Here is a 25,598-nt window from a genome sequence, read left to right on the forward strand (position 1 = left end):
CCCAGTCCGCCGAGAGGGAGCGAGAAGCATGGGAGCCCAAGCCGTCACCGCGGGGGTTCTGAGGGAGCGCGCGCCCGACGAGCGCCGTGTCGCCCTCACCCCCGAAGTCGTCACCCGTGTGCGCCGGTCGGGTGTCGACGTCCTCGTCGAGACCGGCGCGGGCGCGAGCGCCTGGTTCACCGACGCCGACTACACGGCCGCCGAGGCCGAGGTGGTCGGCGTAGACGAACTGATCCGCCGCGCCGACGTCGTACTCTGCGTGGCGCCACCCGACCGCGAGACCGCCGCCGCGCTGCGCTCCGGGCAGACGCTCATCGGCATGCTCGACCCGCTCCGCCAGGCCGCCCTGATCGGCGAGCTGGCCGCCCGGGGGGTGACCGTCGTCAGCCTCGACCTGCTGCCCCGTACGCTCAGCCGGGCCCAGACGATGGACGCGCTCAGCTCCCAGGCCAATGTCGCGGGATACAAGGCGGTGCTGCTCGCCGCCGACTCCTACGACCGGTACTTCCCGATGCTCACGACGGCGGCGGGCACCTCGAAGCCCGCCGCCGTTCTCGTGCTCGGCGCGGGCGTCGCCGGGCTCCAGGCCATCGCCACCGCCCGCCGGCTCGGCGCGGTCGTCACCGCGTACGACGTACGGCCCGCGGCGCAGGGCGAGATCGAGTCGCTGGGCGCGAAGTTCCTGGAGCTGGAGGGCGTGGCCTCGGCCGCCGGTGAGGGCGGCTACGCGCGCGTGCTCACCGAGGAGGAGCGGCGGGCGCAGCTCGCCGCGCTGGAGGCGGCGGTGCCCCGCTTCGACGTGGTGATCACCACCGCCCGGGTGCCGGGCCGCAAGCCGCCGCTGATGGTCACCGCCGCGGCGCTGGAGCAGATGCGCCCCGGCTCCGTGGTGGTGGACATGGCCGCCAGCGAACTCGGCGGCAACGTGGAGCTGTCCGAGCCGGACAAGACCGCGGTGCTCGCCGGCGGCGTGACCGTGATCGGCGCGGGCAACCTGCCGTCGGTCATGGCGACGGCCGCCTCCACCGCGTACGCCCGCAACCTCAGCGCGCTGCTGGCGCACCTGGTGGCCGACGAGGCGGTGCACATCGACCTCGACGACGAGATCCAGGCCGGCGTGGTCGTCGCGCACGGCGGCGAGGTCGTCAGCGACGCGGTCGCCCCGCAGAACGGAGGGAACCGGTGAACCTCGATCTGCTCACCGCCGTCACGATCTTCGTGCTCAGCGTCCTGGTCGGTTTCGAAGTGATCAGCAAGGTGCCGGCGACGCTGCACACGCCGCTGATGTCCGGCGCCAACTCCATCCACGGCATCGTGCTGATCGGCGCGATGCTGGTGACCTCCCTGGCCGAGGAGCCGCTGGAGTACGCGCTGGCCTTCGTGGCCGTCGCCTTCGGCGCGATGAACGTCGTCGGCGGGTACGTCGTCACGGACCGGATGCTGCACATGTTCCGCGCCCGCCCCGTGCCGGGCGGCGCCCGCGGCGAGGCCGGCGCCCGGGGAGGTGCCGCGAAGTGAGCGATCTGGAGACCGCCGTACGGTACGTCCTGCTGGCCGCCGCCGCCTGCTTCGTGCTGGGCCTGCGGCTGATGAACTCCCCCGCCACCGCCCGCCGCGGCAACACCCTGTCGGCCGGCGCCATGGCCGTCGCGATCGTGGCGACCGCGGTGCTGCTGGCCGAGCGCGGCGACATCACCACCACCGGCTGGCTGGTGCTGCTCTCCGCGACCCTCGTCGGCTCCGGCGCCGGGCTGTACCTGGCCCGTACCGTCGAGATGACCGCGATGCCGCAGCTCGTGAGCCTCTTCAACGCGGTCGGCGGCGGGGCCGCCGCGCTGCTGGCCATCGTCGAGGTGCTCCAGCACGCGCACCCGGAGGACCTCGGCGCGCGCACCACCGTGCCGGGCGGCATCGACATCCTCATCGGCGCCATCACCTTCTCCGGCTCCCTGATCGCCGCCGGGAAGCTCCAGGGCCTCATCCCCGGCAAGCCGATCGTGCTGCCGGGCAGCCAGGCGCTGAACGCCGCGCTCGCCCTGGTCTTCGCCGGTTCGGGCGTCTGGCTGGTGGTGGACCCGGGCAGCGTCGCGGCGCTGGCGCTGCTCACCCTCGCGGGGCTGGTCTTCGGCGTCACGATGGTGCTGCCGATCGGCGGCGCGGACATGCCCGTGGTCATCTCGCTGCTCAACGCCTTCACGGGCACGGCGGTCGGCATGGCCGGCTTCGTGCTGAACGAGCCGGCGCTGATCATCGCCGGCGCGCTCGTCGGCGCCTCGGGCACGATCCTCACCAAGCTGATGGCCGACGCCATGAACCGTTCCATTCCGGCCATCATCGTCGGCGGCTTCGGCACCGGCGACGACGCGGCGGCCACCGGCACGGACGGGGACGTGAGCGTGCGCCCGGTCTCCGCCGACGACGTGGCGATCCAGCTCGCGTACGCCGGCAAGGTCGTCATCGTGCCGGGCTACGGGCTGGCCGCCGCGCAGGCGCAGCACGAGCTGGGCGAGCTGGCGGACCTGCTGGAGGAGCACGGCGTGGACGTCACGTACGCGATCCACCCGGTGGCCGGCCGGATGCCGGGGCACATGAACGTGCTGCTGGCCGAGGCCAACGTGCCGTATCCGAAGCTCAAGGAGATGGAGGAGGCGAACCCCGAGTTCGCGCAGGCGGACGTGGCGCTGGTGATCGGCGCCAACGACGTCACCAACCCGGCCGCGCGGCGGCCGGGCAACGCGATCTCGGGCATGCCGATCCTGGACGTGGACCGGGCCAAGAACGTGGTGGTGATCAAGCGGTCGATGGGCCACGGGTACGCGGGCATCGACAACGAGCTGTACACCGCGGAGAACACCGGGATGTTCTTCACCGACGCCAAGAAGGGGCTCGCCGACCTGAAGACGGCGGTCCGTACGTTCGTCGGCTAGCAGCGCCGGGAGGGTGGGCGCCGGGGGCCCGGCCGGATCAGTCGATGCCGCGCAGGATGTGCAGCTCGGCGGTGTCGGCCGGGTCGTCCTCGTATCCGGCGAGCCGGATGGGGGCCGAGCGCGCCCACACGTCCAGGCTGCTCAGGGGCTCCTGGCTCACGCCCGCTCCCGGGTGTGTCTGCGGGGCGGGCTGTGTGTGCCGTTCCGGTGCGGCCTCTGTGGTCACCGTGCACTCCTCCGGGTCGTGTGAACTGGTCAGCCCTGCCTGGGCGGCGGGTGCCCTGCGGCGGACACCCCGGGCTGTTCGGGTGGGCAGTTCGGACGCGGTGGCGCCGGCGGACGGTCCGAGGGTGTCGGCCCTTCCCCGGGGGCGGGGTTGTCCGTTTCCACAGGGTAACGACTCGAAGCCGCCGGCGCCCGCCGTTATCCGGTCGCGCACATCGATTCTAGAATCAGGCCATAGCACCAGGTAGCAGTCACTTCACTGCGGAAGGGACGCCATGGGCGCCAGCCGTATATCCCGCCTCCCGCGTACGACGGCGGTCCTGCCGGCCGCGCTCCTCCTGCTGCCCCTCCTGCTCGCGGGCGGGTGCACCCCTGACGACATGCAGAAACCCGAGAAGGGGGCGGAGGGCGGCTCCCCGTTCACCGGACTGGAGGGACGCAACAGGCCGGTGCTCGGCGTGAAGATCGACAACGCCGCGCCCGCCCGCCCGCAGACGGGCCTGGAGCGCGCGGACATCGTCTACGTCGAACGGGTGGAAGCCGGGCTCAGCCGGCTGCTCGCGGTGTACTCCGCGCACCGGCCGAAGGAGGTCGGCCCGGTGCGCAGCGCCCGCGAGTCCGACCTCGAACTGCTGGAGCAGTTCGGCAAGCCCGCCCTCGCCTTCTCCGGGGCGCAGTCCAAGCTGCTCCCGGCCATCGACGACGCGCCCCTGCACCCCGTGCCGCCCGGCAAGGCGGGGGACGCGTACCTGCGCGGCTCCGCGAAGCCCGCGCCGCACAACCTGTTCGTACGGCCGGAGCAGGCGCTGGCCGCGGCGCCCGACGCGGACCCCGCACGGGACATCGGCTTCCGCTTCGGCAAGGCGCCGAAGGGCGGCAAGGCCACCTCCGAGCGCACCGTGCGCTACCCCGCCGCGAGCTTCGGCTTCACCTGGGACGCGGACGCCAAGCGGTGGCGGATCTCCTTCGACGGCAGCCCGGCGGCCACCGCTTCGGGCGGGCGGCTGTCGGCGGCGACCGTCGTCGTCCAGCACGTGGAGATCCGCGACTCCGACTTCGGCGACCGCTCCGGCAACGTCTCCCCCTTCACCGAGACCGTCGGCGAGGGCAAGGCGGAGGTGCTGCGCGGCGGCCGGTCGTATCCGGCGAGGTGGGAGCGCGGATCGGCCGGGGACGGCACGGAGTTCACCGACGCGGACGGCGAGCGGATGCGCTTCGCGCGCGGCCCGGTCTGGGTCGTCTTCACCGAGTGACGCAAACCACACCCCTATTGGCGCGAACAACTTCTGACAGCGGCTATCATTTTTTCAGTGTACGAAACCGTTTCGTTCCGCTGACGGGGGAGGGGGCCCGATGGTCGTGCAGGACACCAGTACCACCGGGCGCCGCAGCCGGCTGAGCGCCGAACGCGAGCACGAGCTGTTCGAAGCCGTGCTCGACCATCTGCGCGAAGTCGGCTACGAGGCCCTCACCATGGACGCGGTCGCGGCTCGTACGCGGTCGAGCAAGGCCACCCTCTACCGCCAGTGGCACTCCAAGCCGCACTTGGTCGCCACGGCGCTCCGGCACAGCAAGCCGGTGAGGACGGCCGGGATCGACACCGGCACGCTGCGCGGGGATCTCGTGCAGTTCGCCGCGTGCGTATGCCAAAGCGCGGAGAAGGACTCAGCTCTCCTTCGCGCCGTCGCGTTCGCGCAGCAAACCAACGAGGAGCTGCAACAGGCAATGTGGCAGCTGATGGTCGAGCCGGAACTTGCGGCCTTCCACGACCTGATCGACCGCGCCGTAGGGCGCGGCGAGCTGGCCGCGGGAGTCCCCGCCGCGGAGTTCGTCCCGCACATGATGCTGGGCGCCGTGCTGGTGAGACCGCTCATAGACAACGCACCGGTCAGCAACGACTACCTCATCCGCTACGTCGACGCAGTGATCCTCCCCGCGCTGCACATGAACTGACCTGTCGTTCCGCTACCACAACCGAACACAGCTCCACCTGGCGCACGCCGCTCTCGTCGTCGGGCTGGTCCAACACAACCCACCGTCGAGATCAGGAGAAACCTGCCCGTGGCCACCTACCTGTACAAACTAGGCCGGCTAGCCTTCCGGCGACGCGGCCTCACGGCGCTGATATGGCTGCTGCTCTTCATCCTTGCCGGGGTCGGGGCGTCGACCGCGGGCACCGCGCCCGAGGACGACTTCGCCCTGCCCGGCACCGAGGCACAGCAGGCATTCGACCTTCTTGAGGAACGCTTCCCGGGGCAGTCCGCCGACGGCGCGACCGCCCGTATCGTCTTCGAGGCACCCGACGGCCAGAAGATCACCGCAAGCGACAACCGCGAGGCCGTCGACGGCGTGCTCGACGGCGTCGCCGGCAACCAGGTGGAGGCCGTCAGCGACCCGTTCGCGGACAACGCGGGCGTGAGCGAGGACGGCTCGACGGCCTACGCGGTCGTCGACTACAAGGTCACGTCGATGGAGATCGAGGACGAGACCCGCGACGCCATCAACGACGTGGTGGACAAGGAGCGCGAGGACGGCCTGAACATCCAGGCCGGCGGTGACGCGCTGATGGTCGAGCCCGACATGGGCCACGGCGAGATCATCGGTGTCGGCATCGCGCTGATCGTGCTCGTGATCACCTTCGGATCGATGGTCGCGGCCGGGCTGCCGATCATCACCGCGCTCATAGGCGTCGGTATCGGCATCTCCTCGATCACGGCGCTGGCGACCGTCCTCGACCTGTCCGCCACCACCTCCACGCTGGCGATGATGATCGGCCTCGCGGTCGGCATCGACTACGCGCTGTTCATCGCCTCCCGCTACCGGGCGGAGCTGACAGACGGCCATTCCCGCGAGGAGGCGGCGGGCCGCGCCGTGGGCACCGCCGGTTCCGCGGTGGTCTTCGCCGGCCTCACCGTGATCATCGCGCTGGCGGGCCTGGCGGTCGTCAACATCCCGATCCTGACGAAGATGGGCCTGGCCGCGGCCGGCACGGTCGCGCTCGCGGTGCTCATCGCCCTCACGCTGGTCCCGGCCGCGCTGGGCATCGTGGGCAAGCGGATCTACGGCAAGAAGGTGCGCAAGGCCAACCCGGAGACCGGCGCCCCGAAGGCGTCCGACCACGACGCCAAGCCGAACATGGGCACCCGCTGGGCCCGTGCGGTGCTGAAGCGCCCGGTCCTGGTGCTGAGCGCCGCCATCATCGGGCTCGGCGCCCTGGCCGCGCCGGTGGCGAGCATGGAGCTGGGGCTGCCGGACGAGGGCAGCAGCCCGACGGACACCACGCAGCGCAAGGCGTACGACATGCTGTCCGAGGCGTTCGGCCCGGGCTTCAACGGCCCGGTCACCGGCGTCATCGACGCCAGTGAGGCGGAGAACCCGCAGCAGGCGGCCGACGAGGCCGTCGCGCAGATATCCGACGTGGACGGCGTCGTCTCCGTCACCCCCGCGTCGTTCAACGAGGCCGGGGACACCGCGACCGTGATGGTCACGCCGTCCACCGGTCCGAGCGACAGTGACACCGAGAAGGTGGTCCACGAGATCCGGGACCTGGCGTCGGGGCTCCAGGACGACACCGGTGCGGAGGTCTATCTCACCGGCAGCACCGCCGTGAACATCGACTTCTCGCAGGTGCTCGACGACGCGCTGGTGCCGTATCTGGCGCTGGTGGTCGGCCTGGCGTTCGTCCTGCTGATGCTGGTGTTCCGGTCCCTGCTGGTGCCGCTGAAGGCCGCGCTGGGCTTCCTGTTCTCCGTGCTGGCCGCGCTCGGCGCCGTCGTCGCGGTGTTCCAGTGGGGCTGGCTGGCCGGGCTGCTGGGGGTCGAGGAGACCGGTCCGATCATGTCGATGATGCCGATCTTCCTGATCGGCGTGGTCTTCGGCCTGGCGATGGACTACGAGGTCTTCCTCGTCAGCCGAATGCGCGAGGCGTACGTCCACGGGGAGTCGGCCGGTGACGCCGTGGTCACCGGGTTCCGGTACGGCGCCCGGGTGGTCACCGCGGCCGCGGTGATCATGATCAGCGTCTTCGCCGGCTTCATCGGCGCGGGCGACTCCATGATCAAGATGATGGGCTTCGGCCTGGCGGTGGCGGTCCTCTTCGACGCCTTCCTGGTCCGGATGACCATCGTCCCGGCGGTGCTCGCCCTGATCGGCAAGGCCGCCTGGTGGCTGCCGAAGTGGCTGGACCGGATCCTGCCGAACGTCGACGTCGAGGGCGAGAAGCTGTACAAGCAGCTCGCCGCGACCCCTGTGCCGCCGCCGACCGCCGGCGAGGAGCGGGAGCCGCAGCCCACCGGCGTGCGCTGAGGAAGGTCCCCGCGGTGCCCGGCACCGCGGGACCGGAGGACAAACCGACCGGGGCCCGGTGGCGTTCGCGCCGCCGGGCCCCGGCCCTTGCCTCCCCGACCGTCTCCCGTCCGTCTCCCGTCCGTCTCCCGTCGCGTCCTTCCGCCCGTTGCGCCGGGCCTTGACCTTCATCCGATGAATCTCTACGTTCCTCCCCCAGCAAGCGCTTGATTCTGGCTGAACTCCCAGAGACATCGGATGGATCAAGGATCCTTGAGGGAGACTCGGATGAACGGGTTTGCACGACGGCACGTACTCGGGATCGGCGTCGGGGCCGCGGCGGGCTCCGCGCTGGGCATCGCGCCCACCGCCGCCGGCGCCGCGCCACCGGGCCCGGCCGGGGCGGCGGACGACACCGCGACCGCCGACGACTGGGGCCGGGTCCCCGACCCCGTCCCCGTACCGCTGACCGGCCTCTACGACAACGACGGCATCGACACCGCCGACGCCCGCGGCGGAGACTTCGACGGCAGCGGCTACACCTACCCCGGTGAGGAACTGCCCGCGGGACCCGTCGAAGTCGACGGTTTCCCCTTCGACTTCCCGGGCGCGGGCGCCGGGGAACCCGACAACGTCGTCGCCATGGGGCAGCGCGTCGAACTGCCCCCGGGCCACTACCTGAGCGCGCTGTTCCTCGCCTCCTCCTCGTACGGCACCGCCTCCGGCGCCGCCACCGTGCACTACGCCGACGGCAGCACCGGCTCCGCGGGCCTCGCCGCCCCCGACTGGTACTCCGGCGGCGGCTCGCTCGGCGCCCCCTACCGCTACGGCCCCGACGGTGCGAAGGACCCGCACCCTGTCTCCATCGCCGTCGTGGAACTCGGCCTGGACCCGGTGCGCGAGGCGGTCGCGCTGACCCTGCCGGTCACCAACCCGGCCGCGGAGAACAAGGCATCGCTGCACGTCTTCGCGCTCTCCCTCCAGCCCGTCGCCGAGGGACGCGCCGTCGCGCTGCGCAACGTCCGCTCGACCACCACCTCCCTGGAGCACTCCGGGGCGCAGTCCGTCGAGGCCACGCTGATCAACGCCGGCGCCGTGTGGATCGCCGCCCGCGACGGGCTGTCCGTCGCCGTCGACACCGAGGGCGCCCGCACCGTGGCGCCCGTCTCCGTGCCGCGGCTGGGCCCCGGGGAGCAGGCCCGGATCGCGGTCGGCATCCGCAACCGCGCGGGCGTCGCGCCGGGCACCGTGCAGGAGGGCCGCGTCGTCGCCACCGGGCGAGGCGGTACGGCCGCCGAGGTCACCCGTCCGCTGACCCTGGGCGTGCCCGACTTCGAGCCGACCGACGCCTCGCTGGGCAGCCACCAGGCGCCGTACTGGTTCAACGACGCCAAGTTCGGGATCTTCATCCACTGGGGCGTGTACTCGGTGCCCGCCTGGGCGCCGGTCGGCAAGCAGTACGCGGAGTGGTACTGGCAGCAGATGGACCAGCCGGACAACCCGACGTTCGCGCACCACCGGGAGACGTACGGCGAGGACTTCGCGTACGACGACTTCATACCGATGTTCCGCGCCGAGCGCTTCGACCCGCGCGCCTGGGTCGAGCTGTTCCGGGACGCGGGCGCGCAGTACCACGTGCTGACGTCCAAGCACCACGAGGGCTTCGCGCTGTGGGACACCAAGCTGTCCACCCGCAACTCCGTCGCGATGGGCCCAGGGCGCGACCTGATCCGCGAGCTGTTCGACGCGTCCCGCAGGCACACCCCTGACCTGCACTGCGGGCTGTACTTCTCGATGCCGGAGTGGTTCAACCCGGACAACCCGTGGATGGGGCACGCGCCGCGCAACCCGTACACGCTCCAGCCCGTGCCGTACACCGGCTACACCGCCGGCAAGGACTACGTCCTCGACTACCAGGCGCGCCAGATGCTGGAGCTGATCCACGACTACGGCCCGGAGATCATGTGGTGCGACATCGGCGGCGACAACGACAGCCACCGGGTGCTCGCCGAGTTCTTCAACCACGCCAAGAACCGTCCGCGGCCGATCGAGGTGACGGTCAACAACCGCTCCGGCATCGGCCCGCACGACTTCACCACGCCCGAGTACACGGTGTACGACAACACCGTGGTCGCCAAGTGGGAGGCCAGCCGCGGCCTGGACCCGTACTCCTACGGCTACAACGCCGAGACGCCCGACGATGCGTACATGACGACCGAGGAGGTCGTGCACAGCCTGGTCGACATCGTCAGCAAGAACGGCAACTTCCTCCTCGACATCGGCCCGCGCGCCGACGGCACCATCCCGGAGGTCATGCAGCGGCGGCTGCGGGAGACCGGCGAGTGGCTGCGCGTCAACGGCGAGGCGATCTACGGCACCACCTACTGGTCCCGCATGGCGCAGCTCGGCGAGGACCTGCGGTTCACCACGACCCGCGACGCCTTCTACATTCACTCGCTCGCCGCACCCTCCGCCCGGCTGACCGTCGAGGCACCGGTGCCCGTACGGGCCGGCGACCGGATCACGATGCTCGGCCACGGCCGCCCGCTGAACTGGGACGTCGAAGGCGGCGCGCTGGTCATCGAGGTGCCCGCGGCGGCCCGCAGGGCCGGCCGGCACACCTGGGTCTTCAAGGTGCGCACCCGCGGGTCTTCCTGAAAGGCACCTTCTGCGCCATCGTGCTCCACTGTCATCGAACGGCCTCGACGGAGAGGACGCACCATGGCAGGGCTCTGGAGCACCGACGGCGTACTGCGCCGCAAGCCCATCGAGCGCATCGAGGGCACCGAGGGCGGCAGCGGCGAGCAGCTCACCCGGGTCCTCGGACTGTGGCAGCTCACGGCGATCGGCGTCGGCGGCATCATCGGCGCGGGCATCTTCGCACTGGCCGGCGCGGTCGCCAACGGCACGGCGGGACCCGCCGTGCTCGTCTCCTTCCTCATCGCGGGGGTGGCGAGCGCGGCGGCGGCCCTGTCGTACGCGGAGTTCGCCGGCATGATCCCCAAGGCCGGCTCGGCGTACACGTACGGCTACGCGGTCCTCGGCGAACTGGCGGGGTGGTTCATCGGCTGGGACCTGCTGCTGGAGTACACCGCGATCGTCGCGGTGGTGGCGATCGGCATCTCCGGCTACTTCTCCTTCCTCATGGAGAACATGGGCGCCGACCTGCCGGCGTGGATGCTCGGTGCCCCCGGCACCGGCGAGGGCCACAAGGTCGACCTCTTCGCGGTCGTGCTGTGCCTGCTGGTGGCGTACCTGCTGACCCTCGGGATCAAGAACGCGGCACGCTTCGAGACCGTCGTGGTGGTGCTGAAGGTCGTCGTCGTGCTCGTGGTCATCCTGGTCGGCGTCTTCCACATCGACACCGCCAACTACAACCCCTTCTTCCCCTACGGCGTCGGCGGCGCCTTCACCGGCGCGGCGACCGTGTTCTTCGCGGTCTTCGGCTACGACGCGATGTCGACGGCGGCCGAGGAGTCGAAGGAGTCGCAGCGGCACATGCCGAAGGCGATCCTCTACTCGCTGGCGATCTCGATGGTGCTGTACGTGGCCGCCTGCCTGGTGCTGACGGGGATGCAGAACTTCAGGGACATCGACCCGGAGAGCGGCTTCTCCACGGCGTTCGAGTCGGTGGGGCTCGGCTGGCTGGCGAACCTGATCGCGGTGGGGGCGATCATCGGCATCCTCACGGTGATGTTCACCTTCATGCTGGGCGTCACGCGCGTCTGGTTCTCGATGAGCCGCGACGGGCTGCTGCCGAAGTGGTTCGCCAGGACGCACCCGACGCGGCACGTGCCGACGCGGGTGACGTGGATCGTGGGCGTCGGCTCGGCGGGGATCGCGGGCTTTCTGAAGATCGGGGAGGCCGCGGAGCTGACCAACATCGGGATCCTGCTGGCGTTCGTGGTCGTGTGCATCGCGGTGGTGGTGCTGCGCTACCGGCAGCCGGAGCTGCCGCGGACGTTCCGCTGCCCCGGGATGCCGTTCGTGCCGCTGGTGGGGGTGGGCTTCTCCATCTGGCTGGTGACGTTCCTGAGGTGGGAGACGTGGGTGCGGTTCGCCGTGTGGTTCGCGATCGGGATGGTCGTGTACTTCGCCTACTCCTACCGCCGCAGCGAGCTGGCCCGCGAGGGGCGGGCGGCGCGGTCCGGGCCGGGCGGACCGGACCTGGACAAGCGCGACGGGCCGCGCGGCTGAGGCCGGGTACGCCCCGTACCGCCGTGGACGGCGCGACGGTACGGGGCGTGCCCCCCGCGGGCGCTGCAACGCGACTGTGACCGCGCCCGTACCAGGACTCAACTCGGGGGTGCTTTCCTGAAGATGGGCGATGAGTTCCCGGCGCCCGCCGGGTCTCACCTACCAGACGGCACAACACCGCCACCGGCGGCCCCGCGGGGGCCGCCGCCTCCCGACCGAGAGGTGTCCGATGTGCTCCCACCGGCCCGAGTGCCCCGCCGCCGACCGCCCTGACCGCGACGCCGCGCAGACCGTGGCCTTCCACCCCGAGCAGGGCTGGAGCCTGCTCTGCAACGGCACGATCGTCTTCGACGACCTCGGTGAACTGCTGCCGACGGGCACCGTGGTCGCGCCGCGGCGCGGGGTACGCGCCGGGCTGCTCACCGCCGCGGCCTGAGGCGCCGCGGCGGGGCGTGTCAGCGTACGCGCCCGCCGCACACGCCCGCCGGAACCGCCGTACGCCCGCCGCCTCCACCGTCCGTTCCCGCAGACCCCGGCCCCCGGGAGCCGCTGCCGCGGGCCCCTAGTCGCCGCGGACCGCCACCAGCACGCACGTGTCGCCGCACTGCCACACGGTGCCGACCGCTTCGAAGCCCGCCTTCTCCAGCAGGTCCACGTGCCGCGCCAGGCTCAGGCCGTTCGCCCCGCCGGGGAGCGGGTCGCGGCGCAGCCGCTCGGCGAAGAGCCGCGCCAGCTCCGGTGCCTCGGCCGCCGCCTCCCACCAGGGCGACCAGTCCTCGCCGCCCGGCATCCGCCGCCGCCCGGCCAGCCGTCTGCCGACCTCGCCCGCCAGCTCCGCGACGGTCTCGTTCTCCTGGGGCAGCCGGCCGGTGTTGACGAGCAGCCCGCCGGGGCGGAGCAGGGTGTGCAGCCGGCCGTAGACCTCCAGCAGCACGCGCTCGGGCAGGCGGTGCAGCATGGTCGCCGACACCGCGGTGTCCAGGGGGCGGTCGAGATCGAGGTCGTCGGCCCAGCCGAGGCCGCCGACCACGGTGTCGACGAAGCGGACCTGTGCGCCGTGCATCCGCCGGCCGAGGCCGAGCAGCACGGGGTCCGCGTCGACCGCGACGACGTCGAGGGCGGGCATCCGGCGCTTGAGCCGGGCGGCCAGCGAGCCCGTACCGCAGCCGAGGTCGAGGACGGCGGGGCGGTCGTGCCCGGCGGTGACCAGCTCCACGAGGTCGCCGACGACGGCGAACCGCTCTTCGCGGCCGGTCTCCCGCTGCTCCCGTTGCAGTTCCCAGCGCACCGCCCAGCCCTTGGCCGCTGCCGCGCTCAGGTCCTCGCCCATTGGGTGAGGATACCCGGCTACGAGATCTTGAATTCGCGGCGACGCCGCGGGCGGGGTGGTGCGCGGGCCGCGGGTTGACGCCCGGCGCGCGGCCCCGTGCGGCTTCTCCCCCGCTCCGTACGGTCCGGAAAGCCGCCGACTGCCGGTGCGCGCACGACCGTTGACCACCTGCGAGTAAGGGCTTACTTTGTCAGGGCACCGTCAGCAAGCGCTTTCTACGCCCGCAGGAAGCGGGCCCCCCTCCGACGCCGCCCGCGTTCCGGCATGACTGGGAGCACTATGAGACGCCTGGCCAGACCACCCCTGTCACCCATCGCCGTCCTGGCCGCGCTGCTGGCGCTGCTCCTGGGCACGGCCTCGGCGACGGCCGCCCCGCAGGACGAGGAGGCCGACTTCCGGGTCCTGGTCTTCTCCAAGGTCACGAACTTCTACCACGACTCCATTCCGGCGGGCATCGAGGCCGTCGAGAAGCTCGGCGAGGAGTACGGGTTCGAGGTCGACGCGACCGACGACGCCGCCGCGTTCACCGAGGAGAACCTCGCGACGTACGAGGCCGTCGTCTTCAACAACACCAACTCCACGCCCGAGAGCGGCGACCTGCTCGACGCGGATCAGCGGGCCGCGCTCCAGTCGTACATCCGGGCGGGCGGCGGCTGGCTCGGCCTGCACGCCGCCTCGGCCAGCGAGCGGGACTGGGACTGGTACGAGGGCCTGGTCGGCGCCATCTTCGACAAGCACCCGGTGCCGCAGACCGGCCGGATCAAGGTGCTCGACGACGCCCACCCCTCCACCAAGGGCCTGCCGCAACTGTGGGAGCGCCACGAGGAGTGGTACAACTGGCGCGCCAACCCGACCGGCAAGGTGCACACCCTCGCGCAGATCAAGGTGCGCGACGGCATCACCGGCCTGGACGAGGGCGTCGACCACGCGTTCTCGTGGTGCCAGAAGTACGACGGCGGCCGGTCGTGGTTCACCGCCGGCGGCCACGACGCGTCCTCCTTCGAGGAGCCGCTGTTCCTCAAGCACCTGCTCGGCGGCATCCGGTGGGCCGCGGGCGCGGCGCCCGGCGACTGCTCGGCCACCCAGACCGGCAACTTCCAGCGCACCGCGCTGGTCTCCGAGGACCTGGCCGACCCGTTCGAGCTGGCCGTCGCCCCCGACCGGCGGGTGTTCTACGCCCAGCGCACCGGTGAGCTGAAGGTCGTCGACCAGGAGACGCTGAACGTCACCACCGCCCTGGACTTCGACTACACCCCCGAGATGACGAGCCAGTCCGACGGCCTCCTCGGACTCGCCCTCGATCCGGGCTTCGCGAAGAACAACTGGCTCTACCTCCTGCACTCCGACAAGGAGGAGAACCACATCAACCTGTCCCGCTTCACCATGAAGGGGGACACCGCCGACCCGGCGTCGCAGAAGGTGCTGCTCACCGTGCCCACCTGGCGGGGCGAGGGCCGCGCGAACGTGCACATGGCGGGCTCGATCACCTTCGACGCCAAGGGCAACCTGTACGTCGCCACGGGCGACAACACCGACCCGTTCGAGTCCAGCGGCTTCACGCCGATCGACGAGCGGGACGGCCGGCGCGCCTGGGACGCCCAGGGCACCTCGGGCAACACCAACGACCTGCGCGGCAAGGTGCTGCGGGTCAAGCCCAGCAAGGACGGCGGCTACACCGTCCCCAAGGGCAACCTCTTCAAGAAGGGGGAGAAGAAGACCCGTCCGGAGATCTACGCGATGGGCTTCCGCAACCCGTTCCGCATCACCACCGACCCGATCTCCGGCGCCCTGCTGGTCGCGGACTACGGTCCCGACGCGCGCGGCGCCGTCCCGGACCGCGGGCCCGAGGGGACGGTGGAGTACAACCGGATCACCAAGGCGAGCAACCAGGGCTGGCCGTACTGCATCGGCGACAACACGCCGTTCAACGACTACGACTTCGCCACCGGCACCGCCGGGGAGAAGTTCGACTGCTCGGCGCCCGTGAACGACTCGCCGAACAACACCGGCAAGACCGAGCTGCCGCCCGCCCAGCCCGCCACGGTCTGGTACGCCTACTCGGCCTCGCCGGAGTTCCCCGAGCTGGGCACCGGCGGCGGCGGCCCGATGAGCGGCCCGGTCTACGACTACGACCCGAAGAACGACAGCCCGTACAAGTTCCCCGAGTACTTCGAGGGGAAGTGGATCACCTACGAGCTGACCCGCAAGTGGTTCAAGACCTTCTCGTTCCAGGAGAAGGACCAGGAGTTCACCGACCCGCGGTTCCCGGCCGCAAAGAAGGGCGACCTCCAGTCGATCAACGGGATCCTCGGCGAGATGGACTGGATCCAGCCCTTCGAGGCGCACTTCGGCCCGGACGGCTCGCTCTACGTCATCGACTTCGGCGAGGGCAGCGGCACCGGCCGCGGCGGCAGCAACGAGAACGCCGGCATCTACCGCATCGACTACGTGGCCGAGGGCCGGCCGCCGGTGGCGAAGCTCACGGCGTCCGCGGACTCCGGGCCCGCGCCGCTGACCGTGGAGTTCTCCTCGGAGGGCTCGCACTCGCCGGGCGGCGACGCGATCACGTACGCCTGGGACTTCGACGGGGACGGCACGACCGACTCCACCGACCCCAACCCGACGCACACCTACGCCGACAACGGCCGGTTCAACGCCCGGCTGACGGTGGAGGGTCCGCCGGAGCGTACCGGGATGGCGGTGCACGAGGTGACGGTCGGCAACACCCGGCCGGAGGTGAAGGTCACCACGCCGGCGGACGGCGGCGCGTTCGACTTCGGCGACACCGTGCCGTACCGGGTGGAGGTCACCGACCCGGAGGACGGCGAGATCGACTGCTCGCGCGTGGTGGTGCAGACCCAGCTCGGCCACGACGACCACCTGCACCCGCTGGACAACCTGACCGGCTGCGCGGGCGAGTTCAAGACCGACCCGGGCGACAGCCACGGCCCCGGCCAGAACCTCTACTACGGCATCAGCGCGCAGTACGAGGACAAGGGCGCCGAGGGCGCGCCGAGCCTGGTCGGGTCCGACTCGCTGAGCCTGCGGCAGAAGTTCCGCGAGGCCGAGCACCACACCGGCACCGGCGGCGCGAACGGCGGGGTCGAGACGCTGGCCCGGGAGGACTCCTCCGGGGGCAAGCGACTGGGCGAGATCGAGCACGGCGACTGGATCGTGCTGGACCCGGGGTCCCCGACCGGGATCGACTCGGTGACGGTCGGCGCCTCCTCCGGCGGTATCGGCGGGGACGTGGAGTTCCGCGCGGGCGCGCCGGACGGTGAGCTGCTGGGCAAGGCGACGATCCCGAACACCGGGAACTTCGCCAACGTGGTCTCGCCGACGGTGCCGCTGGCGGACCCGGGCGGGGTGGAGAAGATCTACGCGGTCTTCAGCAACCCGGCGTGGACGCCGACGAGCCCCGACCTGATGGCGCTGGACTGGCTGCACTTCAACGGCCGGGGCGCGGAGAAGGAGTCGGCGGCGAAGGTGACGGTGGCGGCCTCGCCGGAGAGCGGCACGGCGCCGGCCGAGATCTCCTTCGAGGGCGCGGTGACGCTGCCGGAGGGGCGTACGGCCGAGTCGTACCACTGGACCTTCGGCGACAACGCGACGGCCGACGGTGCGGCGACGGCGTCGCACACGTACGCCAGGAAGGGGACGTACACCGCGCATCTGACCGTGACGGACGACACCGGGGACCTGACGACCGGTGCGGTGCAGGTGACGGTGGACTGACGCGGGCTGACCGCGGACCGACCGCGGACCGACGCACCGCGCGGCGGCGGCCGGCCGGGGGATGCCCCGGCCGGCCGCCGTCAGGGTGCCGGGGCCACCGCGGCGTCGCGGTGCAGCGTGCCGCCCGCGTCGAGGAAGCGGCTGAGCGGGAGCGTCGCGGCGCCGACGGTGACGGCGTCCGTGCCCAGTCGGCCCATCTCGATGGCCGCGCGGGCCGCCGGGTAGCGCAGCGCGTACATGGCCGTGGCCCCGCGCACGGCGGGCAGCAGCCGGGGGCCGGCCAAGAGCCCGGCCCAGCCGGACAGCACGATGCGCTCCGGGTTGAAGAGATTGACGAGGTCGGCGATGCCGGCGCCGAGGTACTCGGCGGTCTCGTCCAGCACCGCGCGGGCCGCCGGGTCGTCGGCGCCGAGCAGTTCCGCGAGCGCCGACTCCTCGTCGGCGGCGGCCGGTTCGCCGCCCGCCTCCCGCCAGCGCTCCAGCATCCCCTCCGCGCCGACGTACGCCTCCAGGCAGCCGCGGGCGCCGCAGCGGCAGCGCCGCCCGCGCAGTTGCATGGTGGTGTGCCCCCACTCCCCCGCGCCGCTGGACGCGCCGCCGTACGCGGTGCCGTCGGTGACGACGCAGGCGCCGACGCCGGAGCCGATGAGGGCGATGACGGCGTTGCGCGCGCCGCGGCCGGCGCCGAACCACATCTCGGCCTGCCCCAGCGTCTTGGCGCCGTTGGCGACGGTGAACGGCACGTCGTCCAGGCCGGTGGCGGCCGTACGCAGCATCGCCTCCAGCGGCACGGCGTCCCAGCCGATGGTCTGCGCGTACACCACCGCGCCGCCGCGGGTGGGTTCGCGGTCGACGATGCCGGGGACGCCGAGGCCGACGCCGAGCAACTCCCCGGCGGCGACGCCCGCGTCGGCGAGCACGGCGGCCAGCCCCTCGGCGATGTGGGTGACGACCCGCCCGGCGTCCCGGCCGCCGTCGGCGAGCGGGCGCTCGGCGCGGGCGAGTTCGGTACGGGCGAGGTCGAACAGCTCCACCCGCACCCGGGTCTCGCCGACGTCGACGCCGGCGATGTGCCCGCAGCGCGGTGCCACCCGCAGCAGGGTGCGGGGCCGCCCGCCGTCGGAGTCGACGGCGCCCGCCTCCTCCAGCACGCCTTCCGCGATCAGCTCCGCGGCGACGTTGCTGATCGACCCGGAGCTGAGCCCGGTGACCGGGCCCAACTCCTGGCGGCTCAGCGGCCCCTCGAAGTACAGGTGGCGCAGCACCGCGGAGCGGTTGCTGCGGCGCAGGTCGCGCACGGTACGGCCGTTGCTTCTCGCCATGTGGCTCCTTCCCGGATGAAACATACGTGCCGGGAAACCCGTGTGAGAAGGGTTGACGGGGACTTCTTTCACTACTTAACTCACGGCCTAAATTAAGCGCGCGCAGCGTTCAGAGCCTTAAGTCATGCGCCCGGAGAGGGGCCCCACGACCATGCGCAGAAACCGCCTGGCGGCGACCGCCGCACTCGCCACCGCCCTCAGTGTGACCGCCGCCGCCTGCGGCGGCGGCAGCTCGACCGGTTCGGAAGGCAACAACGACAAGCCCAAGGAGCTGACCTACTGGGCGAGCAACCAGGGCACCAGCCTGGAGCACGACAAGGAGGTGCTCACCCCGGAGATCGAGAAGTTCGAGAAGGAGACGGGCATCGACGTCAAGCTCGAAGTCGTCCCCTGGGACAGCCTCCTCGACCGGATCCTGGCGGCGACCACGTCCGGGCAGGGCCCCGACGTGCTCAACATAGGCAACACGTGGTCCGCCTCCCTCCAGGCGACCGACGGCCTGCTCGCGTGGGACGACAAGACCCTCGACAAGATCGGCGGCAGGGACCGGTTCGTGCCCTCGGCGCTGGCCGCCGCGGGCGCCGAGGGCCAGGACCCGGCGGCCGTGCCGCTGTACTCCCTCTCCTACGCCCTCTACTACAACAAGCAGATGTTCGCCGACGCCGGCATCGAGGAACCCCCGGCCACCTGGGACGACTTCGTCGCCGCCGGCAAGAAGCTGACGACGGACGGCAAGTACGGCGTCGCCGTCGAGGGCGGCAACCCGGTGGAGAACTCCCACCACGCCTTCGTCTTCGGCAAGCAGCACGGCGCGGACTTCTTCGACGCCGAGGGCAACCCCACGTTCGACAGCCCCGAGGCGGTCGCGGCCGTCAAGCAGTACGTCGACTTCCTCGCCAACGACAAGATCGCCGCCGTCGGCAACGCCGAGTACGCGCAGAACCAGTCGGTCAAGGACTTCGCCACCGGCAAGGCCGGCATGCTCCTGTGGCAGGCCGCCGGCAGCTCCCTCAAGGCGCACGGCATGAAGCCCGAGGAATACGGCGTGGCGCCCGTGCCGATGCAGACCGAGAACCCGCCGGAGGGCCAGAACGTCAACTCCATGGTCGCCGGCATCAACATCGCCGTCTTCAAGAACACCGACAACCTCGACGGCGCCCTGGACTTCGTGAAGTTCATGACCTCCAACGAGGAGCAGCTCGTCCTCAACTCGACCTACGGCTCCATCCCGCCGGTGAAGGAGGCGCAGGAGGACGAGGCGTTCAGCAGCACCGACCTGACCGTGCTGCGCGAGGTGCTCTCCACCACCTCGGCGCCGCTGCCGCAGGTGCCGGACGAGGCCCAGTTCGAGACCCTCGTCGGCGACGCGATGAAGGAGCTGTTCGCGGACGCCGCGGCCGGCGACGAGGTGACGACGGAGTCGGTCCAGAAGCGGCTGACCGAGGCCCAGCAGCAGATGCAGAAGTGAGCGGCCCCGGATGACCGCGACCACCCTCGACACGCCCCCGGCCGGCCCCGGCGACAAGCCGCCCGCCGGCCGGGGCGCCGCCCGCAAGCGCCGCCGTGGCCGCGGCCGCGTGCGGCGCGGCGCCCTGCCGTACCTCCTGCTGCTGCCCGCCCTCCTGCTGGAACTGCTGATCCACCTGGTGCCGATGGCCGTCGGCGTGGTGATGAGCTTCAAGGAGCTGACCCAGCGCTACATCCGCGACTGGGGGGCCGCCCCCTGGTCGGGCCTGGACAACTTCCGCGTCGCCGTGGACTTCGACGCCCCCGTGGGCGAGGCGCTGCTGCGCTCGTTCCTGATCACCTGCGCGTTCACGGTGCTCGCGGTCGGGCTGTCCTGGCTGCTCGGCGTCACCGCGGCGATCCTCATGCAGGACGCCTTCCGCGGGCGCGGGCTGCTGCGCGCGATCTTCCTCACGCCGTACGCGCTGCCCGTCTACACCGCCGTCATCACCTGGTCGTTCATGCTCCAGCGGGACAACGGCCTGGTGAACCACGTGCTCCACGACCAGTTGGGACTGACCAGCCAGCCGACGTTCTGGCTGATCGGCGACAACGCGTTCGTCTCGCTGGTCGTCGTCTCGGTCTGGCGCACCTGGCCGTTCGCGTTCCTGGTGCTCACCGCCGCGCTCCAGAACATCCCGCGCGAGGTGTACGAGGCGTCCTCGATCGACGGCGCCGGGATCTGGCAGCAGATCCGCCGGATCACCCTGCCGTCGCTGCGGCCGGTCAACCAGGTGCTGGTCCTCGTGCTGTTCCTGTGGACGTTCAACGACTTCAACGTGCCGTACATCCTCTTCGGCAAGTCGGCACCGGAGTCGGCGGACATCATCTCCATCCACATCTACCAGTCGTCCTTCGTCACGTGGAACTTCGGCGCCGGCTCGGCCATGTCCGTGCTGCTGCTGCTCTTCCTGCTGGTCGTCACGGCCGTGTATCTGCTGCTCACCTCCCGGGGAAGGAAGGCGGCCAGTGCATAGCTCACCCACCGCGCCGCCGCGGTCGTTCATCTGGACCCGGCGGATCGTGCTCACCCTGCTGACCGTCTTCGCGGTCACCCCCGTGTACGTGATGCTCAGCAGCTCGCTGAAGCCGCTGGAGGACGTCACCGGGGCGTTCCGGTGGATACCCAGCGGGCTGACGTTCCGGCCGTATCTCGATATCTGGGACACGGTGCCGCTGGCCCGTTACTTCCTGAACTCACTGATCGTGGCGGGCGCCGCGACCGTCTGCTCCGTCGTCATCGCGGTCTTCGCCGCGTACGCGGTCAGCCGCTACCGCTTCCGCGGCAAGCGGATCTTCACGGTCACGGTGCTGTCCACCCAGATGTTCCCCGGCATCCTGTTCCTGCTGCCGCTGTTCCTCATCTTCGTCAACATCGGGAACACCACGGGGATCGCCCTCTACGGCTCACGCGGCGGGCTGATCCTCACGTACATGACCTTCACCCTGCCCTTCTCGATCTGGATGCTGGTCGGCTATCTCGACTCCATCCCCCGCGACCTGGACGAGGCGGCGCTCGTCGACGGCTGCGGGCCGCTGAAGGCGCTGTTCCGCGTCGTGGTGCCGGCCGCGGTCCCCGGGATCGTCGCCGTCGCCATCTACTCCTTCATGACCGCCTGGGGCGAAGTGCTCTTCGCCTCGGTGATGACCAACGACGTCACTCGGACGCTCTCCGTCGGGCTCCAGGGCTACGCGACCCAGACCGAGGTGTACTGGAACCAGGTCATGGCCGCTTCCCTCGTCGTCAGCCTCCCCATCGTCGCCGGCTTCCTGCTGCTCCAGCGCTATCTCGTCGCCGGGCTCACCGCCGGGGCCGTCAAGTGACCCTGTCCGAAAGGATCTCCGTGACCGAGCTGCACCTCGACCTCCTCCCGCCCGACTTCGTGTGGGGCACGGCCACCGCCGCGTACCAGATCGAGGGCGCCGTCCGCGAGGACGGCCGCGCCCCGTCGATCTGGGACACGTTCTCGCACACGCCCGGCATGGTCGACGGCGGCGACACCGGCGACGTCGCCTGCGACCACTACCACCGCTGGCCGGAGGACATCGCCCTGATGCGCCGGCTGGGCGCCGAGGCGTACCGTTTCTCCATCGCCTGGCCGCGCGTCGTCCCCGACGGCGACGGCCCCGTCAACGAGCCCGGGCTCGCCTTCTACGACCGGCTCACCGACGCCCTCCTCGAAGCCGGCATCACGCCCTTCCCCACGCTCTACCACTGGGACCTGCCGCAGGCGCTCCAGGACCGCGGCGGCTGGGCGGAACGCGAGACCGCCGAGGCGTTCGCGGCGTACGCGGACGCGGTGGCGAACCGGCTCGGCGACCGGATCACCGACTGGGCCACGCTCAACGAGCCGCTGTGCTCGGCCTGGATCGGGCATCTGGAGGGCCGGATGGCCCCCGGGCTCACCGACCGGACGGCGGCGGTACGGGCCTCGTACCACCTGCACCTCGGCCACGGCCTCGCCGTCCAGGCGTTGCGCGCCGCCGTGCCCGGGGCCCGGATCGGGCTGGTCAACAACCTCACCCACTGCGAGCCGGCGTCCGACAGCAACGAGGACATCGCCGCCGCCGCGCGTGCCGACGGCCACGTCAACCGCTGGTGGATGGACCCGATCCACGGCCGCGGCTACCCCGAGGACATGCGCAAGCTGTACGGCGTGGAGCTGCCCGAGCGCCCCGGCGACCTGGAGACCATCGCCGAGCCGCTGGACTGGCTGGGCCTGAACTACTACTTCCGCAACGTCGTCGCCGACGACCCGGACGGTCCGCTGCCGTACGCCCGCCAGGTCGACCTGCCCGGCGCCCGGCGCACCGCCATGGGCTGGGAGGTGCACGCCGAAGGGCTGACGAAGACGCTGGAGCGGATGGCCGACGACTACCGCGCCCGCTGCCTGTACGTCACCGAGAACGGCGCCGCCTACCCCGACGCGGTCGGGCCGGACGGGCAGATCGACGACCCGGAGCGCACCCGCTACCTGGAGGAGCACCTCGCCGCCTGCGCCGAGGCGGTGCGCCGGGGCGTGCCGCTGGCGGGGTACTTCGCCTGGTCGCTGCTGGACAACTTCGAGTGGGCGTACGGCTACGACAAGCGCTTCGGCCTCGTCCACGTCGACTACGCCACGCAGCGGCGCACCATCAAGGGCAGCGGCCGGCGCTACGCCGAGCTGATCCGCGGCCATCGCGCCGCGGCGCGGCGCGCGGCGTAGCCCGTACGGCACCACACTCCGCCCGGGCCCGCCGCCGCGTGCCCCGCACGGCATCCCCCACCACGACGGCGCGCCCGGGCGGTCGCCTGCCTCCGCGGTTCATCCACCCCCCACACCGAAGGAGCCGCACCATGCACGACGCACCCGCCCCGTCCCGGCGCCCACGCCGGCTCCCACGCCGGCCGCGTGCCGCGCACCGCGCCCGGCTCCCGCGCTCGCGCACCGCCAAGGCGGTCGCCGCGGCCGGCGCGTTGCTGATCGCCGCCGGCGGCTACGGCCTCGCCGGGCCCGCGCAGGCCGCCGAGACCAGCGCCGAGGTCTGGATCACCACGGCCGACGGCAGCAGCAAGCTCGCCCCGGCGGCCGGCGCCGCCTTCGACGGCTCGCCGCAGCAGACCGACATCGCCGTCGACACCGGCGAGCGCGCGCAGGAGTTCACCGGCGCGGGCGCGTCGGTCACCGAGGCGTCCGCCCGGCTGGTGTCCGGGCTGCCGCAGGGCGCGCGGGACTCGCTGATGACCGACCTGTTCGGCACCGGCGGCGAGAACATCGGGCTCGACTACCTGCGCCAGCCCTTCGGCGGCTCCGACTTCGTCGCCGAGCTGCCCTACTACTCGTACGAGGACCGGCAGGGGTCGTTCTCCGTCGACCGCGACCGCGCCGAGATCCTGCCGCTGCTGAACCAGGCGCTCGACGTGAACGGCGACATCCGCGTCATGGCCACGCCCTGGTCGGCGCCCGGCTGGATGAAGGACTCCGGGAAGCTGGAGGGCGGCAGCCTGGCGCCCGAGCACTACGGCGACTATGCCGACTACCTGGTCAAGGCGCTGAACGCGTACGCCGACGCCGGGGTGGCCGTCGACGACCTGACGGTGGCCAACGAGCCGCTGTTCGAGACCTCGTACCCCTCGATGGGCATGTCGGCGGCCGAACAGGCCGACTTCCTGCGGGTCCTGGACGGCAGGCTCGCCGCGGCCGGGCTGGACACGCAGCTCTTCGTCTACGACCACAACTGGGACCGCCCCGACTACCCGCTCCAGGTGCTGGCCGCCACCGGCGACCTCGACCGCGTGCAGGGCGCCGCGTTCCACTGCTACGGCGGCCGGCCCGAGGCGCAGCAGCAGGTGCGCGACGCCGGCCACCGGGTCTTCTTCACCGAGTGCTCGGGCACCGACAGCGACGACGCCTCGCGCACCTTTGCCGACACGCTGAAGTGGCAGACGGAGAACCTCGTCATCCGCAGCCTGCGCGCCGGCTCCGAGACCGTGGTCATCTGGAACCTCGCGCTCGATGGGCAGGGCGGGCCGCACTTCGGGCACTGCGGCACCCGCTGCAACGGCGTGGTCGAGATCGACGGCGGTACGGTCACGAAGAACGCGGAGTACTACCTGCTGGGCCACGTCTCGAAGTTCGTCGACCGCGGCGCCGTGCGCGTCGGCTCGACGACCGAGGGCCCCGGCGGCGTGCAGAACGTGGTCTTCGAGAACCCGGACGGCTCCCGCGCCGCGGTCGTGCTCAACGCCACCGGCGGCGCACGGACGTTCTCGGTCACGGAGAACGGCGCGTCGCTGACGTACGAGCTGCCCGCGGGCGCGGTCGCCACCTTCACCTGGCCCGGGGCGCCCGAAGCCTGACCTTCGACTCCCGGTCCCGTGTCCCGCCCCCGCCACCGGGCGGACGCGGGGCCGGGGCCGCCGTGGCGGCGGCCCGCAGACCGGGCGCGAGGCACAGCGTGACCGCGACCGAGAGCGCCGCCATCGCGGTCATCGCCGTCGCCGGCGAGGTCAGCTCCGCGATCCCGCCGGCGACGGCGGCGGCCACGCCCTGCATCGTGAGCATGCCGGAGGAGTGCAGGCCGAGCGCCTGGCCGCTCAGCTCGTCCGGGGTGTGCGCCATCAGCCGCTCCTGCTGGACGAGGCTCGCGCCGAACCCCGCCGAGGCGACGGTGACGGCGACGGCGGCGAGGGCGATCGGCGGGCGCAGCACGAAGACCAGGTACGGGACGGCCAGCAGCAGGAGCAGCGGCACCCCGAGCCGGGCCCGCCACCGGGCCGGCAGCACCCGGCCCACCAGCACGTCGCCGGAGAGCATGCCCAGCGCGCCCAGGGCGAGCAGCAGTCCGGCCCGGCCCGGGTCGTACGGCACGAACTGCGACTCGGCGCCGACGACGAGGCCGTTGGGCAGCCACAGCGCGAGGTAGAGGGTGCGGCGGTGCGGCGAGGACCACAGCAGCCCGTTGACCCGCCAGGTCTCCGCGACCGAGGGCCGCCCGGCCACGCGCGGCGCCCGGCGGCCGAGCCCGGCGCGGGCGACGGCGGCGCCGACGAGGAACGCCCCGGCGGCAACGAGGAGCGTGCCGCGGGGGGACAGCGCGGTCACCAGCACGCCGCCGACGGCGAAGCCGGTGATCTGCATGGCGCCGGCGGACATGTTGACCACCGAGCGGCCGAGCAGGTAGCCGTCGCGCGGCAGCACCTCGTTGAGCAGCCCGTAGCGCACCCCGCCGCCGACGGAGGCGAGCAGGCCGAGGCAGAGCAGGATCGAGAACGCACCCCACACCGGCATGTCCGGCACGGCCTGCGCCGCGGTGGCGAGGGCGTAGACGAGGGCGAGCGCGGTCATCGCGCCGCGCGGCGGCAGCCGGTCGGCGGCGGAGAGCAGCAGGGTCGCCCCGAGCACCTGGGCGAGCGAGGGGCCGAACATGGCGAGGGCGGACAGCAGCGGGGAGCCGGTCTTCTCGTAGATGTGCGTGCCGAGCGCCAGGCCGCCGATCGTCAGCCCGGCGACCTGGAGGGAGGAGGCGGCGAAGAACGGCGTGAACTCCGGGGTGCGGAACAGCTCGCGGTACGTGCGCATGCCGGGCAGC

Annotated in this window: 19 protein-coding genes; 15 read left to right on the forward strand and 4 right to left on the reverse strand. The window is 71.9% G+C overall.

All coding sequences use genetic code 11. From position 1 onward, the window contains the following. Nucleotides 1-28 precede the first annotated feature (28 nt). The 3 genes from QBL21_RS20280 to QBL21_RS20290 are packed head-to-tail and all read left to right on the forward strand — an operon-like array spanning nucleotide 29 to nucleotide 2,927. Nucleotides 29-1,186: an NAD(P) transhydrogenase subunit alpha gene (locus tag QBL21_RS20280; protein WP_407563646.1), complete on the forward strand. Its 1,158-nt coding sequence runs from the start codon at nucleotides 29-31 to the stop codon at nucleotides 1,184-1,186. After that, complete coding sequence (locus tag QBL21_RS20285) at nucleotides 1,183-1,518, forward strand: NAD(P) transhydrogenase subunit alpha (RefSeq protein WP_407563647.1); 336 nt, start codon at nucleotides 1,183-1,185, stop codon at nucleotides 1,516-1,518. The genes QBL21_RS20280 and QBL21_RS20285 overlap by 4 nt, the downstream gene beginning before the upstream one ends. Then, on the forward strand, nucleotides 1,515-2,927 hold the full coding sequence (locus tag QBL21_RS20290; protein ID WP_407563648.1) for an NAD(P)(+) transhydrogenase (Re/Si-specific) subunit beta: 1,413 nt from the start codon (nucleotides 1,515-1,517) through the stop codon (nucleotides 2,925-2,927). Before QBL21_RS20285 ends, QBL21_RS20290 begins: the two co-directional genes overlap by 4 nt. Nucleotides 2,928-2,964: 37 nt before the next feature. On the opposite strand, the gene QBL21_RS20295 is transcribed toward QBL21_RS20290, so the two are convergent. Beyond that, nucleotides 2,965-3,153: a hypothetical protein gene (locus QBL21_RS20295; protein ID WP_407563649.1), complete on the reverse strand. Its 189-nt coding sequence runs from the start codon at nucleotides 3,151-3,153 to the stop codon at nucleotides 2,965-2,967. Between the two features lie 274 nt (nucleotides 3,154-3,427). Here QBL21_RS20295 and QBL21_RS20300 point away from each other — a divergent pair, with 274 nt between their 5' ends. From QBL21_RS20300 to QBL21_RS20325, 6 genes are all read left to right on the forward strand, one after another. Beyond that, nucleotides 3,428-4,405 carry a DUF3048 domain-containing protein gene (locus QBL21_RS20300; protein WP_407563650.1) on the forward strand — a complete coding sequence of 326 codons (978 nt, stop codon included), beginning with the start codon at nucleotides 3,428-3,430 and terminating at the stop codon, nucleotides 4,403-4,405. 100 nt (nucleotides 4,406-4,505) lie between these two features. Further along, nucleotides 4,506-5,105, forward strand: coding sequence for a TetR/AcrR family transcriptional regulator (locus QBL21_RS20305; protein ID WP_407563651.1), 600 nt, complete (start codon nucleotides 4,506-4,508; stop codon nucleotides 5,103-5,105). Nucleotides 5,106-5,213: 108 nt separating this feature from the next. Then, nucleotides 5,214-7,457 (forward strand): MMPL family transporter, encoded by a 2,244-nt coding sequence (locus tag QBL21_RS20310; RefSeq protein ID WP_407563652.1) that lies wholly within the window; start codon nucleotides 5,214-5,216, stop codon nucleotides 7,455-7,457. A gap of 267 nt (nucleotides 7,458-7,724) precedes the next feature. After that, nucleotides 7,725-10,094: an alpha-L-fucosidase gene (locus QBL21_RS20315; RefSeq protein ID WP_407563653.1), complete on the forward strand. Its 2,370-nt coding sequence runs from the start codon at nucleotides 7,725-7,727 to the stop codon at nucleotides 10,092-10,094. 63 nt (nucleotides 10,095-10,157) lie between these two features. Further along, a complete protein-coding gene (locus QBL21_RS20320; RefSeq protein WP_407563654.1) occupies nucleotides 10,158-11,633 on the forward strand; it encodes an amino acid permease in 1,476 nt (491 codons plus the stop codon). Nucleotides 11,634-11,862: 229 nt separating this feature from the next. Continuing rightward, entirely contained in the window at nucleotides 11,863-12,069 is a 207-nt protein-coding gene (locus tag QBL21_RS20325; protein ID WP_407563655.1) for a DUF5999 family protein, read from the forward strand. Between the two features lie 126 nt (nucleotides 12,070-12,195). Here QBL21_RS20325 and QBL21_RS20330 read toward each other — a convergent pair whose 3' ends face one another. Beyond that, the gene (locus QBL21_RS20330) at nucleotides 12,196-12,963 is read right to left on the reverse strand and encodes a methyltransferase domain-containing protein (RefSeq protein ID WP_407563656.1); all 768 of its coding nucleotides are present in this window, start codon (nucleotides 12,961-12,963) and stop codon (nucleotides 12,196-12,198) included. A gap of 279 nt (nucleotides 12,964-13,242) precedes the next feature. Here QBL21_RS20330 and QBL21_RS20335 point away from each other — a divergent pair, with 279 nt between their 5' ends. After that, nucleotides 13,243-16,698 (forward strand): ThuA domain-containing protein, encoded by a 3,456-nt coding sequence (locus tag QBL21_RS20335; protein ID WP_407563657.1) that lies wholly within the window; start codon nucleotides 13,243-13,245, stop codon nucleotides 16,696-16,698. 80 nt (nucleotides 16,699-16,778) lie between these two features. Here QBL21_RS20335 and QBL21_RS20340 read toward each other — a convergent pair whose 3' ends face one another. Then, the gene (locus tag QBL21_RS20340) at nucleotides 16,779-18,020 is read right to left on the reverse strand and encodes an ROK family protein (protein WP_407563658.1); all 1,242 of its coding nucleotides are present in this window, start codon (nucleotides 18,018-18,020) and stop codon (nucleotides 16,779-16,781) included. Nucleotides 18,021-18,171: 151 nt separating this feature from the next. Here QBL21_RS20340 and QBL21_RS20345 point away from each other — a divergent pair, with 151 nt between their 5' ends. The 5 genes from QBL21_RS20345 (at nucleotide 18,172) to QBL21_RS20365 (ending at nucleotide 24,366) form a co-directional block, all read left to right on the forward strand. Next, complete coding sequence (locus QBL21_RS20345) at nucleotides 18,172-19,488, forward strand: ABC transporter substrate-binding protein (RefSeq protein ID WP_407563659.1); 1,317 nt, start codon at nucleotides 18,172-18,174, stop codon at nucleotides 19,486-19,488. Between the two features lie 10 nt (nucleotides 19,489-19,498). Next, nucleotides 19,499-20,503, forward strand: a complete 1,005-nt coding sequence (locus tag QBL21_RS20350) for a carbohydrate ABC transporter permease (RefSeq protein WP_407563660.1) — start codon at nucleotides 19,499-19,501, stop codon at nucleotides 20,501-20,503. Continuing rightward, entirely contained in the window at nucleotides 20,496-21,350 is an 855-nt protein-coding gene (locus QBL21_RS20355) for a carbohydrate ABC transporter permease (protein ID WP_407563661.1), read from the forward strand. The genes QBL21_RS20350 and QBL21_RS20355 overlap by 8 nt, the downstream gene beginning before the upstream one ends. A gap of 20 nt (nucleotides 21,351-21,370) precedes the next feature. After that, nucleotides 21,371-22,732 (forward strand): GH1 family beta-glucosidase, encoded by a 1,362-nt coding sequence (locus QBL21_RS20360; protein WP_407563662.1) that lies wholly within the window; start codon nucleotides 21,371-21,373, stop codon nucleotides 22,730-22,732. A gap of 131 nt (nucleotides 22,733-22,863) precedes the next feature. Beyond that, nucleotides 22,864-24,366 (forward strand): glycoside hydrolase family 30 protein, encoded by a 1,503-nt coding sequence (locus QBL21_RS20365; protein WP_407563663.1) that lies wholly within the window; start codon nucleotides 22,864-22,866, stop codon nucleotides 24,364-24,366. Here QBL21_RS20365 and QBL21_RS20370 read toward each other — a convergent pair. Continuing rightward, on the reverse strand, nucleotides 24,338-25,588 hold the full coding sequence (locus tag QBL21_RS20370) for an MFS transporter (RefSeq protein ID WP_407563664.1): 1,251 nt from the start codon (nucleotides 25,586-25,588) through the stop codon (nucleotides 24,338-24,340). The two genes, QBL21_RS20365 and QBL21_RS20370, sit on opposite strands and share 29 nt — an antisense overlap. Nucleotides 25,589-25,598 lie beyond the last annotated feature (10 nt).

Source organism: Streptomyces sp. 184, from assembly GCF_045781775.1.
Lineage (GTDB): Bacteria > Actinomycetota > Actinomycetes > Streptomycetales > Streptomycetaceae > Streptomyces.

Bases quoted from the DNA above. Each gene is read 5' to 3' on its own strand.
- QBL21_RS20280 (WP_407563646.1), top strand. From the start codon at position 29: ATGGGAGCCCAAGCCGTCACCGCGGGGGTTCTGAGGGAGCGCGCGCCC.
- QBL21_RS20300 (WP_407563650.1), top strand. From the start codon at position 3,428: ATGGGCGCCAGCCGTATATCCCGCCTCCCGCGTACGACGGCGGTCCTG.
- QBL21_RS20305 (WP_407563651.1), top strand. From the start codon at position 4,506: ATGGTCGTGCAGGACACCAGTACCACCGGGCGCCGCAGCCGGCTGAGC.
- QBL21_RS20315 (WP_407563653.1), top strand. From the start codon at position 7,725: ATGAACGGGTTTGCACGACGGCACGTACTCGGGATCGGCGTCGGGGCC.
- QBL21_RS20320 (WP_407563654.1), top strand. From the start codon at position 10,158: ATGGCAGGGCTCTGGAGCACCGACGGCGTACTGCGCCGCAAGCCCATC.
- QBL21_RS20325 (WP_407563655.1), top strand. From the start codon at position 11,863: ATGTGCTCCCACCGGCCCGAGTGCCCCGCCGCCGACCGCCCTGACCGC.
- QBL21_RS20330 (WP_407563656.1), bottom strand. From the start codon at position 12,963: ATGGGCGAGGACCTGAGCGCGGCAGCGGCCAAGGGCTGGGCGGTGCGC.
- QBL21_RS20335 (WP_407563657.1), top strand. From the start codon at position 13,243: ATGAGACGCCTGGCCAGACCACCCCTGTCACCCATCGCCGTCCTGGCC.
- QBL21_RS20340 (WP_407563658.1), bottom strand. From the start codon at position 18,020: ATGGCGAGAAGCAACGGCCGTACCGTGCGCGACCTGCGCCGCAGCAAC.
- QBL21_RS20345 (WP_407563659.1), top strand. From the start codon at position 18,172: ATGCGCAGAAACCGCCTGGCGGCGACCGCCGCACTCGCCACCGCCCTC.
- QBL21_RS20350 (WP_407563660.1), top strand. From the start codon at position 19,499: ATGACCGCGACCACCCTCGACACGCCCCCGGCCGGCCCCGGCGACAAG.
- QBL21_RS20365 (WP_407563663.1), top strand. From the start codon at position 22,864: ATGCACGACGCACCCGCCCCGTCCCGGCGCCCACGCCGGCTCCCACGC.
- QBL21_RS20370 (WP_407563664.1), bottom strand. From the start codon at position 25,588: ATGCGCACGTACCGCGAGCTGTTCCGCACCCCGGAGTTCACGCCGTTC.